Here is a 16,723-nt window from a genome sequence, read left to right as displayed (position 1 = left end):
CCGCGCGTCGGGCCCGGCAGACGGAAAGGCGTGTTGTGCGTTCGGTTGAGGAGCAGCAAGCTCGGGTGGCGGCCGCCGCGGTGGCTCCCAGACCGGTGCGGGTGGCCATAGCCGAAGCGCAAGGGCTGATGTGTGCCGAAGAGGTCGTGACGGAACGGCCCATGCCGGGCTTCGACCAGGCGGCGATCGACGGGTATGCGGTGCGCAGCGTCGACGTGCTCGCGGTCGGCGAGTCCGGCGACCCCGACGAGAGTGCAGGCGGCGAGATCAGCCTGCCCGTGATGGGCATGATCGAGGCCGGTGCCCGGACGCCGAGCCGATTGCAGCCGCGGCAGGCCGCGCGGGTACAGACCGGGGCGCCCATGCCGACGCTTGCCGACGCGGTGCTGCCGTTGCGCTGGACCGACGGTGGCCAGAACCGTGTGCGGGTGCTGCGTGGTGTGCGGTCGGGCGCCTACGTCCGGCGCACCGGCGACGACGTGCAACCCGGTGACGTCGCGGTGCGTGCCGGCACGATCATCGGGCCCGCGCAGGTGGGTCTGCTCGCGGCGGTGGGCCGGGATCGGGTGCTGGTGCACCCGCGGCCCCGGCTTTCGGTTATGTGTGTTGGCGGTGAACTCGTCGACGTGTCGCGGACGCCTGGCACCGGGCAGGTCTACGACGTCAACTCCTACGCGCTGGCGGCCGCGGGCCGGGACGCCGGCGCCGAGGTCAACCGCGTCGGCATCATCAGCACCAACCCGAGTGAGCTGCGCGAAACCGTCGAAGGTCAGGTCAACCGCAACGAGATCGTCGTGATCGCGGGCGCGGTCGGCGGCGCCGCGGCCGAGAGTGTCCGCTCGGTGCTCTCCGAGCTGGGCGACATGGAGGTCGCTCGCATCGCGATGCATCCCGGCTCGGTGCAGGGCTTCGGTCAGTTGGGCCGTGACCGCGTGCCCGTGTTCCTGTTGCCGGCCAACCCCGTGAGCGCGCTGGTGGTTTTCGAGGTGATGGTGCGGCCGCTGATCCGGTTGTCGCTCGGCAAGCGGCAGCCGATGCGCCGCATCGTGCAGGCCCGCACGCTCGCGCCGATCAGTTCGGTGCCGGGGCGCACGGGATACCTACGCGGGCAGCTGATGCGGGATCAGGACACGGGTGAATACCTGGTGCAGGCGCTGGGTGGCGCCCCCGGCGCGTCGACGCACCTGTTGGCCACGCTGGCCGAGGCGAACTGTCTGGTGGTGGTGCCCAGCGAAGCCGAGCAGATCCGTACCGGAGAGACGGTCGACGTCGCGTTCCTGGCCCAGCGCGGCTGAGGATGGGGTTGTTTCGGGCCAGTGCGGCGCATCCGGGGTGGCCGGATCCGGTCGGGCCGCTGCGGGTGCCGTCGGGCGTGGTGCGGTTGCGGCCCGTGCGCCTGCGCGACGCGACGGTGTGGAGCCGCGCCAGGCTCGCCGACCGCGACCACCTCGAACCGTGGGAGCCCGTCACCGGCGTGGATTGGCATGTCCGCCACGCTGTTTCCTCATGGCCGGCCATCTGTTCGGGGCTGCGGGCCGAGGCTCGCAGTGGGCGCATGCTGCCGTACGTGATCGAGCTCGACGGTGACTTCGTCGGGCAGCTGACCATCGGCAACGTCACGCACGGTGCGCTGCGGTCGGCGTGGATCGGCTACTGGGTGGCCAGCGCGCACACGGGCGGCGGCATCGCGACCGCGGCCCTCGCGCTCGGCCTGGACCACTGCTTCGGCGCGGTGCGGCTGCATCGGGTCGAGGCGACGGTGCGGCCCGAGAACGCGGCGAGCCGGGCGGTGCTCGCCAAGGTCGGCTTCCGCGAGGAAGGGCTGTTGCGCCGGTACCTCGAAGTCGACGGGGCCTGGCGTGACCATCTGTTGGTGGCCGTCACGGTCGAGGAACTCAAACAGTCCGCGGCGCAGCACCTGGTGAAGACGGGCCGGGCCAGCTGGACGTGAGCCTCGCGGGCGACGCGACGACACGCGGGCGCCGCGAATTCGACGTAAATGTCGTGGCGCGCGTCGATGCGCAACGTTTACGTCGATTTCGAGGAGCTAGTGAGGCTGGATCGTGTTACAGATGTGACATTTGTGACTGTTGGTGCTTGTATCCAGCGAATTACAGGTGTGTAATTGTGCTCGGCGCGCCGCTACGGATGCGCTGGTCGCGAGACCTAGCCTGGAGGGGAAAGGAGCAGGCGTCATGCCAAGCATCCCCCAATCACTGCTGTGGATCTCCCTCGTCGTGCTCTGGCTGTTCGTGCTGGTGCCGATGTTGATCAGCAAGCGCGACGCGGTCCGGCGCACCAGCGACGTGGCACTCGCGACGCGCGTGCTCAACGGCGGCCGCGCGCAGCGACTGCGCCGTGGACCCGCGGCGGGACACAACAGCGATCCGCACTGGCAGCCCGCCGAAGACGAACTCGACGAGAAGTTCGACCACCTGGTCGAGGAACCCGAGCGGTCCGTCGTGGTGGCCGCCGCGGTGGCCGAGACGCCCGAGCCCGACTACCTCGACGTCGACATCGTCGAAGAGGATTCCGGTGCGCTGCCCGTCGGTACGGCGGTGGCCGACGCCGAACCCGAAACCGACCAGCTGGCACTGAATCTCGAAGAACCCGAGGTCGAGGTTTCCGAACCCGCGCCGGTCGACGAGCCACAACCCGAAGCCGAAGACGTGCAGGACGAGGTCGCGGAAGACGAGCCCGACGGCACTGCCGACGAATACGAATACGTCGACGATTCCTCGGGCCTTGAGCCCGAGTCGGCCGACGAGTCCGACGACGATCAGGCCGAAGCACCCGTCACGTCGCTGAGCGCATCGCGGCAGCGTCGCTTCGAGTCCAAGACCGCCGCTGCCGTCAGCGCTCGCAAGTACAAGTTCCGCAAGCGTGTGCTCGCGGTTTTCGCGATCATCCTCGTGGGCTCGGCCGCGGCGGCGTTCCTGCTCAACCCGGCGGCGTGGTGGGTGTGCGGCACGGCCGCGACCCTGACCGTGCTGTACCTGGCCTACCTGCGTCGCCAGACGCGCATCGAGGAACAACTGCGCAGGCGCCGTGCGCAACGCATGATGCGGTCGCGGCTGGGCGTGGAGAGCACTGACGATCACAAGCTCGACGTGGTGCCGTCCCGGCTGCGCAGGCCCGGCTCGGTGGTGCTGGAGATCGACGACGAGGATCCCATCTTCGAGCACCTCGACTACGCGCCGTTCGCCCGCGAATACGATCTGCCTCGGGCTTCCGGCCAGTAGGCCGGCCGGTTTCTGTTCGAGGGCCCCGGGCTGGTAGCCTGTGCTCTCGGTATCAGGGGCTATGGCGCAGTTGGTAGCGCGACTCGTTCGCATCGAGTAGGTCAGGGGTTCGATTCCCCTTAGCTCCACCACAAACCCCAGCTCGGCTGGGGTTTTCTGGTTTATGGACCTCAGGCCCCGAAGTCGATGACCGTTCCGACTCCGTGTTCGGTGGCGCGCGCGAGAACCAGTGCGGCCGTGGCCAGATCCTGTAGCCCGACGCCGACGGATTCGAACAGTGTGACGTCGTCGTCGCCCGTCCGGCCGTCGGCTGATCCGAGGATCACCTGGCCGAGTTCGGTGCGGGCGTCGTCTTCGGTGATGGCACCCTCGGCGATAGCCAGCAGTACGCCACCGGATTTGGCCATCACGGTGGGGAAGCTGTCGACGACTATGCGGGCGCGTGCCATTCCGTGCGAGTCGACCTCACGATGATCGGGGCGCGGCGGGGCGCCGACTGCGTTGACGTGTTGTCCTGCGCGCAGCCAGGAGCCGCGGACGACGGGTTCGCGCGCCGGCGTGAGGGTGCACACGATGTCGGCCGCCCCGACCACCGCGGCGGCGTCAGGCACAGACTCGACCGGTATCGAAAGATCCTCGACCGCAACGCGGAACGCGTCGACGGTCGCGGCGCGGCGGGACCAGACCACGATCCGTGAGATGTCGCGCACTTGCGCGATGGCGCGCGCGTGCTCGATCGCCAGGTTTCCCGCGCCGACGAGTCCGAGCACCGATGCAGACCCTCTGGCGAGGTGATCGGTCGCGACGGCACTGGCCGCCGCGGTGCGCACGGCGGTGACGGCTCGGCCGTCGAGGATCGCAAGACACTCACCTGTGATGGCTGACGTCATGGCGATCGTCGAGCGCTGCGTGGGCAGACCCCGCGCCCGGTTTGCGGGAAGGTCGCACAGCAGTTTGACGGTCACGGCGCCATCGCCCGTGGCGATCATGGGGATTGCCGCGCCGCCGTCGGGCAGCGTGAGCGCACGTGGTGCCGGGTTCTGAAACCGGCCCGCGGCCAGGTCGGCGTGCGCCTTCTCGACCGCCTTGCGCACCTCACCGCGGTCGATCAGGCCGGTGATCTCCGAATGGGTCAGCACCAGTGTCATCGGTGGGGCACCGCGGCCGCGGCGGGATCGATCTGGTCGACGACGGTGGTGTCGATCAGTTCGTCGACGGGAGGAACGGCGCGAATCATGCGTTCCTGATGCAGGATACGCATCCATCGCCGGGTGGCCGCGGAGTCGATGCGTACGGTGTCCCACGTGTGGGAGCGCAGCATCCGCATGCACGCCGCCGACAGGACCGGTGCCGCTACGGCCGGCCAGTGCGCGGTGAGCAGCGGCTGGAGATCGGTCAACGCGACCGACTTGAGCAGCTGCATCGACTCCTGCAGCGCGGACGTGAACCTGACGAGGCGGTCTGCCAGTTCGTCGAACCGGTCGGTGCGGCAGTAATAGACGCTGTTGGGCCCGAGCCCGCCGGTCTGGGTGTACTCGTTGACGATGACGCCGGTTCGCCTGGCCTGCATGGCTTCCGCGGTGACGAGGTCGGTGACGATGGCGTCGCCGAGCCCGGCCTCGAAAAGCTCCACGAACATCGGCGTCGACAGGTCACGCAGGAACGTGATCGATGCGGGGTCGACGTCGGCTTCCCGAATCAGCCCGGCCGTGAACGCATACGGGGCGCTGCCGCCGATGCCGGGCGCCAGCACGGTGCGGCCGATCAGGTCGGCCCACTCGAATTGCGGTGCGGCAGGGCGGGTTACCAGCGCCTTGGGGAACTGGTGGTTGACCTGGGCGAACACCGTGAGCTCGCGCGGGGTGTCCCAGTACATCGCGGGCACCCAGAGGCCGCCGAGCGCGATGTCGGCGGCGCCGGTGTCGAGATCGTCGAGCACACCGGTCCACGGATCCTTCGCCTCGGCGTTGACCGTTAGCCCGCGGTCGGCGAACAGGCCGAGCTGATCCGCGTAGTACTGCGGGAGGTAATTCAGGGCGTGTGCGGTGGCGGATATGTTGAGTTGCAACATGGTTGGGGATCCTCTCGGGTCAGGCGGTGGCGAGAACGGGCTCTTCGGTGACGGCTTCCAGTGATTTGCCAAACGTCTCGGGGCCGAATCGTGCGGCGACCACCAGCAGGGCGTACATGACCGCGATCATCGCGAACACGCCCGGGACACCGAAGCGGTCGAAGAAGAACAGCGCGGCGAACGGCATGACTGCTCCTGCGACATTACCGATTCCGTTGACCACCGAGGCGCCCATGGCGCGCACCGACGTCGGGAACAACTCCGGTGACCAGACCGACAGCATGGTGTTGAGCATCATCGTGAAGAACTGGAAGATCATGCCGAGGGTCAGGATCAGCGCGGTCGTGTCGGCGAACGACGCGAAGCAGATGGCCGACACGCAGCCGAGCACCGCGGCGACACTGACCGTCAGCCGCCGGGGCGCCTTGCCCGCGAGGTACGACGCGGCGCACGCCCCGAACAGTGAGCCGATGTTCATGATCATCGTGAAGGCCAGCGAGTCGGCCAGGGAGTAGCCGCGGGACACGAGCAGGATCGGCATCAGGAACAGCAGCGTGACCTGCGCGCCGAACGACATCCACGAGGCGGCCCCGATCGCGGCGGTGCGGTGCAGGTTGCGGCCCTTGAACACCTCGAGGTAGCTGCTCCTGGTCATCACGGGGATATCCGCCGCGGTGACGAATTGCTTTGTGGGACCGGGTGTTCTGAGCCCGTAGATGGTGCCGTTGGCCAAGCGGGTCAGGCTCTCGTTGGCGGCGTCGACGCGGCCTTTCGACAGCAGGAACCTGGGCGACTCGGGCAGGTAGCGGCGGAAGAAGACCACGAGCACCGCGGGTACGGCCAGGATCACGTAGGTCCAGCGCCATGCGGTGTCGTTGCCGCCGAGCGCACCGTTGAGCGGCCCCAGGACGAGCCAGAAGAATCCGAACGACGCGATGTTGCCGACACCGCCGGAGGAGATGTTGAGGGTCGCGAGCAATGAGCCGCGATGACGGGTGGCGACGATTTCGGCGAGAATGGCCAGCCCGACGGTGAATTCACCTCCCAGGCCGATGCCGACGATGAACCGGCTGGCCAACAGCATCTCGTAATTGACTGCGGCAGCGCTGATCAGGCCGCCAAGGGTGTAGACGAGCAGGTTGAGGCTCAGCGCGGCACGCCGGCCCCAGCGGTCGGCGATGTAGCCGCCGATCAGCCGGCCGACCAAGCCGCCGACCACTGTGGCGGTGTTGATCATGGTGAGTTCGGCGTTGCCGATGCCGAAGGACTCCTTGAGCAGCGGGCCCATGGCACCCGTGGAGTTCTGTTCGAGTGAGTCGAAGAACAGGCCTGCCATCAAGAGCAGGATCAGCGCGGCCTGTACCCGGCCGAACCCGATGCGGTCGAGTGCCGCGGTCAGGCCGGGGGACGAGGCGGGTTCGGTCGTCGGATGCGGGGGATGGACGTCCGGTGAAGCGGTCGAGTGTTCGGGGGACATGGCAGGCTCCGGTGTTCATGGTTTGACACCGACAGGCGAACCGTCGGCGAGCCGATCGCGAGTCGTCCCTGACCCCAATCGCACTGGAGCAATTTGTATACGAAATCTATTTCATGAACGTTTCTGAACAGGCTGTTTACGTTACATCCGCGAAAAATCGGTCCAGATTGTTAAACAATCATGGCTCGTTGGCGTCGAACTTCTTGTTGAAGTAGTGCTCGTCGCGCCGAAGATGCTCGTCCATGAGGTAGCCTGCCTGGACCACCGAACCGTTGACGATCGCCAGCGCAAGCACGCGATGATCATCCGTGGCCGCTTCGGGGTTGTGTCCGAGGCTCCACTGCACCCGACGGCTCACGCTGGACAACAGTTCGGCCAGTTGCCGATTTCCCGAGGCGGTCGCCACGAGCTCGTGAAAAGGCGTGCCGTGCCGGTCGTCGGTGACCGCGTGGGCGATGGCCGCGAGCTCGTCGGCGACCGCACCGCCACGATTCTCGGCAGCCAACTGCGCGGCGAGAACTTCGAGCCCCCGGCGGATGTGCAGGAGCTCGCGGCTGTCCTGCACCAGTGTCGTCGACACCGTCGCGCCCCGGTAGCGCACGATGGTCACGAATCCCTCGGACTGCAGCCGCGTCAACGCCTCCCGAACCGGAATACGGGATACCCCATATCTTTTCGCGATAGCTTCCTCGATCAGGCGTTCTCCGGCGGCCAGCCGGCCCGCAAGGATCTCCTCGCGCAGCGCGTGGGCGATCGCGTCACCTGTCGACTCCACACTCGAAAACGGCTCAGCCACAGCAAAAGCCTAAACCCGGCGGCGGAACCCCGCCGGTACGGCTGCGGCCGCCACACCCAGCGCGATCGCCGCGCCGACGAGGCCCGTGCCGAGGGTGGCCGCGGCGGCGATCACGCCGACCACTAGCGGGCCGCCGGCGTCCCCGAGCTCGCGACCGACCTCGGCCGAGCCCATCGTCTCGCCGAGCCGTTCGGCGGGTGTCGCGCCCGCCAAAGCCGCGAACCCCAGCGGGGTCACCATGCCGGCGCCCGCCCCGATCGCGATCGCGCCTACGAGCAGTCCCGCGGGACCGGCGACCGCTGCGGCGACGGCAAATCCGGCGGCACACAACGAAAGTCCGATGGTGGCGCCGGCCCGATAGGTCAACCGTCGGGCATCGAGGGCACGCCCGGCCCACGGCTGGGCCAGCGCGGCGCACGCCGCCAACGCCGATACGATGGCACCACTGACGAATGCGTTGGTGCCGGCTTCGGACGCGAGGATGGGCAGGAACCCGACACCGACGGACAGCGCGGCGGTCGAGGCCGCGAGCACGAGCGTCGGAACCACGAACTCGCGGCGCTTGAGGCGCCGCGCCAGGTCGACGACGGTCGAGCGGCGTCTGGGCAACGCGGGCACCTTGGGCACGACGCACATCGACCAGATCGCGATGACGACCGCCAGTCCGCACAGTGTGGTGAACAACAGCGTGAACCCGCCGAGTACGACGAGCGCACCGCCCAGCAGCGGACCGAGCGTGTAGCCCAGGCCTTTCCAGGCGCCGTAGCTGCCGAACCGACGGCCGTGGCCACCCGCGGGCGTGAGCCGCGCGACAAGGGTCGAGGCCGCGGGGGAGAACGCCGCGGCGGCCGCGCCCTGCCCGAACCGCGCGACGCCGAGCAGGCCAGGATCGCCCGCGGCGACGAAAGCGGCTGAGGCTGCGGCGAATCCGATCAGGCCGCCGATCAGCACTGGGCGCGGGCCGATGCGGTCGACGAGCGCGCCGAACACGGGTTTGAGGATCACTTCGGCACCGTCGTAGACCGCCAGCAGCAGCCCGATGGTCAACAGGCTCGCCTGCTGTTCGCGGCCGTAGGTGCCGAGGTTGGCCGCGATGGAGTGCGCTCCGAAGGCCGTGACGAAGCCGGCGGCGTACAGCGGCCAGTACTGGCGGCGCGTCATGTCTGGTGCAGCGCGGCGAACACGCGCTCGGTGTAGTCGGCGAGCCGTTCCTGGCAGTGTTTGAGTTGTCGCTCGGCCTCGGTCGCGGACGGCGCACCGAACAGGTCACGCGTCTTGATGGTGCGGTGCCAGCGGCGCAGCCGCTCCAGGCTCTGTTCCTCTTCCTCGAGTTCGGCCACCGTGAACTTGGCCTGGCCGATCTCCTTGTCGATCTCGGCGTCGAACTTGGCGCAGTCCCCGATGAACTCCGTCCACTCCTGTTCGCGCTCATCGGTGAACAGTTGGATGAGCCGTGATTCGTCGCGTTCGGAACGGCCTGTGGCAGACAGCACCACGACCTCACCGTCGCCGCGTTCGGCCATCGCGACCGCGCGGTCGATGCCCTCGGTGAACGCCGTGGCGTCGGGCACCGCCCACGACCCCTGGCCGAGCGGCACCGCGCCGGTGCGGCGCAGCTCGCGCCACACTGCGACCCGGTGCCGCGATGGCTCGGCGGGCAGCCGCACCCACAGCAGCAGCCAGCGCAACGTGCTTGACACAGCTGCGAGTGTAACAACCGTTACTTCCGCTGTCGGGCCGAAAGGCCGCCGTCGCCCACCAAACGCCACGCTGCGGTCGCAAAAGCCTTCGCGCTGCGACTATTTCGGGTGGGGCGACTACAGCGGCATCGGGTTGTAGAGATCCTCGGCGTAGCCGTCGCCGAAGCGCTCATGCAGCGTGCGCAGCACGGCGGCGCATGCGGCGCGGTCGGCCGGGTCGATGCGGTCGAGTACGCGGCTCAGTTCACGACGCCGGCGCGTGCTGACCTGTTTGACGAGCTTGCGCCCCTGCGGCGTGAGCTCAAGTGTGACGATGCTGCGGTTCGACGGATCCGAACCACGCACCAGATGTCCGGAGGCATGCAGCCGATCGGCCAGGCGTGTCACCGACGAGCCGACCACCCCGAGCGCCTTCGCGCAGTCCGTCGAGGTCGATCGGCCCATTTCCTGAAGTGCCAACAGCAGCCGGAACTGCGGCAGTGACACTTCGAGTTGCTCGACGCTGCGCAGCGCCACTCCGACGAGGTCGCGGGTCGCCGTTTCAAAGGCGACCAATTCGTCGACCGGCGTCTTCGTCACCTCAAGTTGTCCGCGGGCCATCACTGCAGTATCCCACGCGAGCGGCCGGATGCACCCTGCTCGGCGTTGTCCCGCGAGTCTTCCTTGCAAGCGGTACTTGTTGCCATTGCTGAGTGGTCGATTGCGGGCCAGGGGCAAATCGCCGCTGCCGTAGTGGTTGCGGCCGCGCAGCGTCCTCACCGGGACAGGCCAGCGGCAGTCACTTTTCACAGGTATTGCCTAACTCAAGTCTTGCATTATGCAAGACTATGGAGGGGTGACCGGAAAGGCGGTCGACGGTGTGAAGCGTTGGCATGACGAGATGCGGGCGGCGGGTTTGCGAGTGACCCGGCCCCGGCTCGCCGTGCTGGCCGAGGTTCGCGACCACCCACACGCCGATGTCGCGGAGATCGCCGCCGGTGCCCGCGGCCGGCTCGGCGCACTGTCCACCCAGGCGGTGTACGACGCGGTGCATGTGCTGACACAGGTCGGCCTGCTGCGTTGCGTCGAGGTGGCCGGTTCACCCGCGAGGTTCGAACTTCAAACCGGCGACAACCATCACCACGCGGTGTGCCGGTCGTGCGGTGCGATCGCCGACATCGGATGCGTCGCAGGCGCGGCGCCGTGCCTGCACTCCGCTCCGGCAGGTGACGGCGTCGGCTACCTCATCGACGAGGCAGAAGTGACGTTCTGGGGCATCTGCCCCGACTGCCAGGTCAGAAACAGCCCAACCGATTGGAGATCCGCATGACCAGCTCGACACCCGGTTCGACCACCGGCACCGGTGCGCGCGCCGCAAGCGACCGCAATTCGCTGACCGTCGGCGCAGACGGCCCGATCGTCTTGCACGACGTGCACTTCCTGGAACAGATGGCCCACTTCAACCGCGAACGGGTGCCCGAACGCAGCCCACATGCCAAGGGCTCCGGTGCTTTTGGCGTACTCACCGTCACCGAGGACGTTTCGCAGTTCACCAAGGCGGCACTGTTCCAGAAGGGCACCACCACGGACCTGCTGGTGCGGTTCTCGACCGTCGCGGGCGAGCAGGGCAGCCCGGACACCTGGCGCGACGTGCGTGGCTACGCGATGAAGTTCTACACGTCCGAAGGCAACTACGACATCGTCGGCAACAACACGCCGGTCTTCTTCCTGCGTGATCCCATCAAGTTCCCGCACTTCATCCGCAGCCAGAAGCGGCTGCCCGATTCCGGGCTGCGCTCGGCCCAGATGCAATGGGACTTCTGGACCCTGAATCCCGAATCGGCACACCAGGTTACGTATGTGATGGGCCGGCGCGGGCTGCCGCGGACGTGGCGACACATGAACGGGTACGGATCGCACACCTACATGTGGGTCAATGCGGCCGGCGAAAAATTCTGGGTGAAGTACCACTTCCACACCCATCAAGGCCTGGAGTTCTTCACCAATGAGGAGGCGGCGGCCGTAGCGGGCGAGGATGCGGACTACCACCGCCGAGACCTGTTCGACGCCATCGCGCGCGGCGAGCACCCGAGCTGGCGGCTCTCGGTGCAGGTGATGCCGTACGCGGAGGCCGCCGATTACCGGTTCAATCCGTTCGACCTGACGAAGGTGTGGCCGCACGCCGACTACCCGCTGATCCCCGTCGGCACCTACATGCTCAACCGCAACCCGGAGAACTTCTTCGCCCAGATCGAGCAGGCCGCGTTCTCGCCGGGCAACACCGTGCCTGGCACTGGGCTGTCCCCGGACAAGATGCTGTTGGGCCGCGCGTTCGCCTACGCCGATGCCCAGCGCAACCGGATCGGCACCAATTTCCACCAGCTTCCGGTCAATCAGCCCCGCGACGGCGTGCCGGTCAACACCTACATGTTCGACGGGCAGATGGCCTATCACCACTCCGGTGCGGCCGCGGTGTACGCGCCCAACAGCACAGGCAGGCCGTGGTCCGACGAGACCGGGCCGGCCGACAACGGCTGGGAGGCCGACGGGGAGTTGCTCCGCTCGGCGTACTCGTTGCACTCCGAGGACGACGACTTCGTCCAGCCCGGAACGCTCGTGCGCGAAGTGTGGGACGACGCTCAGCGCGCCGCCGCCGTGGCGCAGGTCTCCGGTGCGCTGCGCGATGTCACGGGGGAAGTCCTCGACCGGGCGCTGCTGTACTGGCGAAACATCGATGCCGACCTCGGTGCACGTATCGAGAAGACGGTCACTGGGGAGGCCTGAGGATTCGCCAAGCCTCCACTCGACGAGGTGACTCGTCGTAGCCTGGGGAGCGTGGCCGAACTGACCGAGGTCCGGGCCGAAGACCTGGCTGCCCTGGAGTTCTTCACCGGATACCGGCCGTCAGCCCTGAAACCGTTGGCGGCCCTGATGCGCCCGCTGTCGGTCGCGCCCGGCGAAGTTCTGATCCGCCAAGGCGAGCCTGCGGTGTCGTTCTTTCTCGTCGCGTCCGGCCGCGCGCAGGTTCATCACGAGGTTCCCGACGGTGAGCCGATCGTGATCGACATCGAACCCGGATTGATCATCGGCGAGATCGCGCTGCTGCGCGACACCGCGCGCACCAAGACCGTGACCGCGACCGAGCCCATGCGGGGCTGGATCGGTGACCGCGACGCGTTCGAGCTCATCCTGCACCTGCCGGGCATGTTCGACCGGTTGGTGCGGATCGCGCGCCAACGGCTCGCGGCGTTCATCACGCCCATCCCGATCCAGGTCCGCAACGACGACTGGTTCTATCTGCGGCCCGTGCTGCCCGGTGACGTCGAGCGCACGCTCAACGGTCCTGTCGAATTCTCCAGCGAAACGCTGTACCGCCGTTTCCAGTCCGTGCGTAAACCGACCAAGGCACTGTTGGAGTACCTGTTCGAGGTCGATTACGACGACCACTTCGTCTGGGTGATGACCGAGGGCGACGTCGGGCCCGTGGTGGCCGACGCGCGCTACGTGCGTGAGGGCCACAACTCGACGACGGCCGAGGTGGCCTTCACGGTCGGCGACGACTACCAGGGGCGCGGCATCGGCAGTTTCCTGATGAGCGCGCTGGTGGTGTCGGCGCACTACGCCGGTATCGAGTTCTTCACGGCCCGCGTCCTGAGCGACAACTATGCGATGCGCAAGATTCTCGACCACTTCGGCGCACATTGGGAACGTGACGATCTCAACGTCGTGACGACCACGGTGCCGGTGCCGCCGGTCGAGGATCTCGGCTTGTCCGACGAGATCATCACGCAGATCCGCGATACCACGCGGCAGGTCATCAGGGCGGTGAGTTGATGGGCAGGCCACCACTGAACAAGGACACCAAGCTCTGCATCTCGCTGGCGGCCAGGCCGAGCAACATCGGCACGCGGTTCCACAACTATCTGTACGACGAGCTCGGCCTCGATTTCATCTACAAGGCTTTCACCACAACGGATATCGCGGCCGCCATCGGCGGTGTGCGGGCGCTGGGGATCCGCGGCTGCTCGGTGTCGATGCCGTTCAAGCAAGACGTCATGGCACTCGTGGACGTCATCGAGCCGTCGGCCCGGGCGATCGACGCGGTCAACACGATCGTCAACGACGACGGGCACCTGACGGCGTCCAACACCGATTACAGCGCGGTGCAGAGCCTGATCGAGCAGAACGGCTTGGAACCCACCGCCTCGCTGCTGATCCGCGGCAGTGGAGGCATGGCGGCCGCTGTGGCTGCCGCCTTCCGGGACAACGGTTTTCGCAGCGGCACCATCGTCGCGCGCAATCACGCGACGGGTGCCGCGCTCGCCGAGCGGCTCGGTTACGACTATGCGCCCGAGGTGGGTGACCGCACCGCGGCGGTGATCGTCAACGTCACCCCGATCGGCATGGCAGGCGGGCCGGAGGCCGACAGCACGTCGTTCGAACCGGACACCGTCGACGCGGCCGACACGGTGTTCGACGTCGTGGCGATGCCTGCCGAAACCCCGCTGATCGTGGCGGCCAGGGCCGCCGGCCACCCGGTGATCACGGGCGCCGAGGTGATCGCCCTGCAAGCCGCCGAACAGTTCGAGCGCTACACCGGTGTGCGGCCGTCGGCGGAGCAGGTGGCCGCGGCCTCGGCGTTCTCGCGATCCTGAACTGAGCTACCTGCGGCATTGCGCTGCGCAAAGTAGCCGGAAGATGTTGGATTCTGGTTGGAATTCTCATGGACGGGGCCGGCAGGTGTCGTCCTGACCGATCGGAGTCCGATGCACTACCAGCTACTCGGTCCGATGACGGTGATCCATGACGACACCGAGGTCACCCTCGGTGGCCTCCGGCAACGTGGTGTGCTGGCCGCGTTGCTGCTCGCCGCGGGGCGAACGGTCGCGACCGACACCCTGGTCGAGATGGTGTGGGCAGATGCCCCGCCGGCCAAGCCGATCGCGTCGCTGCGCGCCTACATCGCCAACCTGCGCCGCCTGCTGGGCGGGCAGCGCGTCGTGACCGACCGCAGCGGCTACCGGTTGAACCTGGGCACGGACCGGTTGGACATCCGGGAATTCGAGACCCTCGTGGCGGACAGCCGGCGCCTGCTGGACGCCGGCGACCACGTGGCCGCGGCGCGCACGGTGGAACGGTCACTGCGGTTGTGGCGCGGCGTGCCGCTGGCCGATTTCCGGGACCAGCCGTTCGTGCACTACGAGATGCACCGTTTGGAGGCCCTGCGTGCCGACGCCCTGGAAACCCGTTTCGACGCCCAGTTGGGGATGGGCCGCAGTTGGGAGTTGATCGCGGCGCTGGAGACCGAAGTGGCCGCGCACCCCCTGCGGGAAAAGCTCTGGGCCCAAATGATGTTGGCGATGTACCGGTCCGGGCGCCGGGCCGATGCGCTACACGCCTACGGGCGCGTCCGCACCCTGCTGGAACGTGAGCTCGGGGTGCGGCCGAGTCTCGAGTTGGAGCGGCTGGCCGACGAGATCCGCGGTGAGTCGACCGAGTTGCGGTGGCATCGTTCGGTGGACGCCACGCCCCGGCCCAGTCGCCTGCTCGGCCGATCCCGCGAACTGCTGGTCGGGCACCGTGCGCTGCGGATGGCGAGTGAAGGACGCGGCGGGGTTGTCGTCGTGACAGGCGATCACGGCGCGGGCAAGACGGCCCTGGCCGCCGAGATCGCCGACATGGCAGAGGACTTGGGCATGGCTGCGGTGTGGGCCGGGCACCCCAGTGGCACCAGGACGCCGCAGTCGTGGGCGTGGACGCAGGTGCTGCGGGGCCTGGTCGGTGCGACCGAACCCGGCGATGAGGGATCCGGACGTGAACTGGCGGCCGCGACCGCGACCGCGGTCGCGGAGTCTGCCACCCGCTGGCCCGCCATCGTGGTGCTCGACGATCTGCACGAGGCCGACCGGTTCACGCACGACGTGCTGGAGTTCCTCACGGTGACGATCCACCGCAGGCCTCTGCTGGTGCTGGCCACCTGGCAGGACGGCGGTGCGGGACGTCCCGTGCGGGCCAGAACCTTTGACCGGTTGCTGAGCCGCTGCGACGTCACCACGGTCGCGCTGCGTGGCCTCGACCGTGACGGTGCGGCGGCGCTGATCGAATCGGTGGCCGGCTGTCTCCCGTCGCCCGATCTGGTCGCCGCGATACGGGCCCGCACGGATGGAAACCCGTTCTACATCAGGGAATTGACTCGGCAGTTGAGCGATGCGGGCCGGCTCGACGCCACCACCCGATGCGTGCCCGCTGGCCTGGTCCCCGACCCGGTGTCGGGCGTACTGCGACGCCGCATGGCGGCATTGCCGAAGGCGACGCGCACCGCGGTTTTGGGCGCTGCGCTGACGGGCGTGCAATTCGACACCGCGCGGCTGGCTGCGGCAGGCGTGGGCGGCGGCGCGGCGTTGGAACCGGCGCTCACGGCGGGCCTGATCCGCGTGGACGGGCCCGGGATGTGCCGGTTCAGCTGTGCTCTGGTGCGCGATGCGGTGCTCGGTCAGCTCGACGGCCCGACGCGGGCCCGGCTACGGGGTGCGCTGGCGGTCGCGGAACCCGACGCAGGGGCGACGCACTCCGCCGCCCCTTCTGTCAGTCCGGTCATGGCGTGATGGTGGTCTGCTCGTCGATCACGGACGTCGCATCCATCAACGGGCCCAGCTGATCCTCCAGGCCGTCGGCGTTGAGCTGCAGCACGTACAGGCCGTCCTGGCCGGGGATCACCACGGTCTTCTGGGCGATGACGCGCCGCGCGCCGTCGCGGACGTAGACCGCACCGATCTGGTAGGCGTCGAAGCCGCCGAGCGTGCTGGCGCTGCCTTCACCCTGGCTCTCGTAGCCGGGCAGGTTCTTGATCTCGTTCGGCGCGTATTCCAGGATCTTCGCCGGGTCGACGTTGCCCGTGAGTTTCGACATCAGCGCGATGACCGACGGCGGGTCCGCTTCGAATGCAGGGTCAGTGGAAACGATTGCGCCCCAGGCCCATTCCGGCTTCCTGTCCTCGGCGTCCTCCCAGCCCTGCGGGATGGGCAGGTTCAGCGTCGGCGTGCCGGGATCGCCGCGGTGCACCGGGGTTTCGACGATGCCGTTGTCGCGGATGTAGTCCACGATCGTGTAGTTGGGCCCCGACGCCTGTGGGGGCGAGGTCTCGGTCGAGGTGTTCTTCTTCTTGGTGGTCGTCGTCTCGCTCGTCTCGCTGGACGACGTGGTGGTGGATTCCTTGGTCTTCGAATCGGATCCGCAGCCCGCCAGCGTCAGTGAGAGTGTGACGGCGGCAATCGCGATGCCGAACGCCCGCAGTGGCTTGTTCATCGGGTCTCCCATCGGTTGTTCGTCTCGGCCTGTGGTCGGCAAACTCTCCGGCCAAGGCGAAATCGGCACGCACCGTAGCGGTCTGTGATTGGAATCGGATTGGAACGGCGCTGCGGTGTTTGCCAGAACCGGATTTCTTGCATCGGCAACAAC

At 67.9% G+C, this 16,723-nt stretch carries 16 protein-coding genes and 1 tRNA gene; 9 read left to right on the top strand and 8 right to left on the bottom strand.

The window, feature by feature from the left end:
* The first annotated feature begins 35 nt into the window (after nt 1–35).
* The 4 genes from glp (at nt 36) to G6N67_RS03850 (ending at nt 3,373) form a co-directional block, all read left to right on the top strand.
* Nucleotides 36–1,295 carry a molybdotransferase-like divisome protein Glp gene (glp, locus tag G6N67_RS03865; RefSeq protein WP_036438177.1) on the top strand — a complete coding sequence of 420 codons (1,260 nt, stop codon included), beginning with the start codon at nt 36–38 and terminating at the stop codon, nt 1,293–1,295.
* A 2-nt stretch (nt 1,296–1,297) separates the two neighbouring features.
* Nucleotides 1,298–1,951, top strand: a complete 654-nt coding sequence (locus G6N67_RS03860; RefSeq protein ID WP_036438175.1) for a GNAT family N-acetyltransferase — start codon at nt 1,298–1,300, stop codon at nt 1,949–1,951.
* A gap of 244 nt (nt 1,952–2,195) precedes the next feature.
* Entirely contained in the window at nt 2,196–3,242 is a 1,047-nt protein-coding gene (sepX, locus tag G6N67_RS03855) for a divisome protein SepX/GlpR (RefSeq protein ID WP_036438174.1), read from the top strand.
* Between the two features lie 55 nt (nt 3,243–3,297).
* Nucleotides 3,298–3,373: transfer RNA gene (locus tag G6N67_RS03850), tRNA-Ala, on the top strand.
* Between the two features lie 39 nt (nt 3,374–3,412).
* Here the strand turns inward: G6N67_RS03850 and G6N67_RS03845 are convergent.
* From G6N67_RS03845 to G6N67_RS03815, 7 genes are all read right to left on the bottom strand, one after another.
* Nucleotides 3,413–4,390 carry an ornithine cyclodeaminase family protein gene (locus tag G6N67_RS03845; protein WP_036438172.1) on the bottom strand — a complete coding sequence of 326 codons (978 nt, stop codon included), beginning with the start codon at nt 4,388–4,390 and terminating at the stop codon, nt 3,413–3,415.
* Nucleotides 4,387–5,313: an ABC transporter substrate-binding protein gene (locus tag G6N67_RS03840; RefSeq protein ID WP_051579075.1), complete on the bottom strand. Its 927-nt coding sequence runs from the start codon at nt 5,311–5,313 to the stop codon at nt 4,387–4,389. Before G6N67_RS03840 ends, G6N67_RS03845 begins: the two co-directional genes overlap by 4 nt.
* A 19-nt stretch (nt 5,314–5,332) precedes the next feature.
* A complete protein-coding gene (locus tag G6N67_RS03835) occupies nt 5,333–6,790 on the bottom strand; it encodes an MFS transporter (RefSeq protein ID WP_230021797.1) in 1,458 nt (485 codons plus the stop codon).
* Nucleotides 6,791–6,968: 178 nt separating this feature from the next.
* Nucleotides 6,969–7,586, bottom strand: coding sequence for a GntR family transcriptional regulator (locus G6N67_RS03830; protein WP_063835167.1), 618 nt, complete (start codon nt 7,584–7,586; stop codon nt 6,969–6,971).
* Nucleotides 7,587–7,595: 9 nt separating this feature from the next.
* Nucleotides 7,596–8,747: an MFS transporter gene (locus tag G6N67_RS03825; RefSeq protein WP_036438170.1), complete on the bottom strand. Its 1,152-nt coding sequence runs from the start codon at nt 8,745–8,747 to the stop codon at nt 7,596–7,598.
* Nucleotides 8,744–9,286 carry a Chromate resistance protein ChrB gene (locus G6N67_RS03820; protein WP_036438169.1) on the bottom strand — a complete coding sequence of 181 codons (543 nt, stop codon included), beginning with the start codon at nt 9,284–9,286 and terminating at the stop codon, nt 8,744–8,746. Before G6N67_RS03820 ends, G6N67_RS03825 begins: the two co-directional genes overlap by 4 nt.
* Nucleotides 9,287–9,403: 117 nt before the next feature.
* On the bottom strand, nt 9,404–9,886 hold the full coding sequence (locus G6N67_RS03815; protein ID WP_051579073.1) for a MarR family winged helix-turn-helix transcriptional regulator: 483 nt from the start codon (nt 9,884–9,886) through the stop codon (nt 9,404–9,406).
* A 280-nt stretch (nt 9,887–10,166) separates the two neighbouring features.
* On the opposite strand from G6N67_RS03815, the gene G6N67_RS03810 reads away from it, so the two are divergent.
* The 5 genes from G6N67_RS03810 to G6N67_RS03790 all read left to right on the top strand — a co-directional run bounded on the left by G6N67_RS03810 (nt 10,167) and on the right by G6N67_RS03790 (nt 15,870).
* The gene (locus G6N67_RS03810) at nt 10,167–10,595 is read left to right on the top strand and encodes a Fur family transcriptional regulator (RefSeq protein WP_036438802.1); all 429 of its coding nucleotides are present in this window, start codon (nt 10,167–10,169) and stop codon (nt 10,593–10,595) included.
* A complete protein-coding gene (locus G6N67_RS03805) occupies nt 10,592–12,049 on the top strand; it encodes a catalase (protein WP_036438167.1) in 1,458 nt (485 codons plus the stop codon). The genes G6N67_RS03810 and G6N67_RS03805 overlap by 4 nt, the downstream gene beginning before the upstream one ends.
* Before the next feature lie 51 nt (nt 12,050–12,100).
* Nucleotides 12,101–13,099 (top strand): acetyltransferase Pat, encoded by a 999-nt coding sequence (locus tag G6N67_RS03800; protein WP_036438166.1) that lies wholly within the window; start codon nt 12,101–12,103, stop codon nt 13,097–13,099.
* Nucleotides 13,099–13,920: a shikimate 5-dehydrogenase gene (locus G6N67_RS03795; RefSeq protein ID WP_036438164.1), complete on the top strand. Its 822-nt coding sequence runs from the start codon at nt 13,099–13,101 to the stop codon at nt 13,918–13,920. The genes G6N67_RS03800 and G6N67_RS03795 overlap by 1 nt, the downstream gene beginning before the upstream one ends.
* Before the next feature lie 111 nt (nt 13,921–14,031).
* Nucleotides 14,032–15,870 carry an ATP-binding protein gene (locus G6N67_RS03790; RefSeq protein ID WP_036438163.1) on the top strand — a complete coding sequence of 613 codons (1,839 nt, stop codon included), beginning with the start codon at nt 14,032–14,034 and terminating at the stop codon, nt 15,868–15,870.
* On the opposite strand, the gene G6N67_RS03785 is transcribed toward G6N67_RS03790, so the two are convergent.
* Entirely contained in the window at nt 15,860–16,570 is a 711-nt protein-coding gene (locus G6N67_RS03785; protein ID WP_036438162.1) for an envelope biogenesis lipoprotein LpqN, read from the bottom strand. The genes G6N67_RS03790 and G6N67_RS03785 overlap by 11 nt on opposite strands.
* Nucleotides 16,571–16,723: the final 153 nt, after the last annotated feature.

The organism is Mycolicibacterium mageritense (assembly GCF_010727475.1).
GTDB classification, from domain to species: domain Bacteria; phylum Actinomycetota; class Actinomycetes; order Mycobacteriales; family Mycobacteriaceae; genus Mycobacterium; species Mycobacterium mageritense.
The sequence above is the reverse complement of the archived record's forward strand: the minus strand, read 5'-3'. Positions and strand labels throughout refer to the sequence as shown.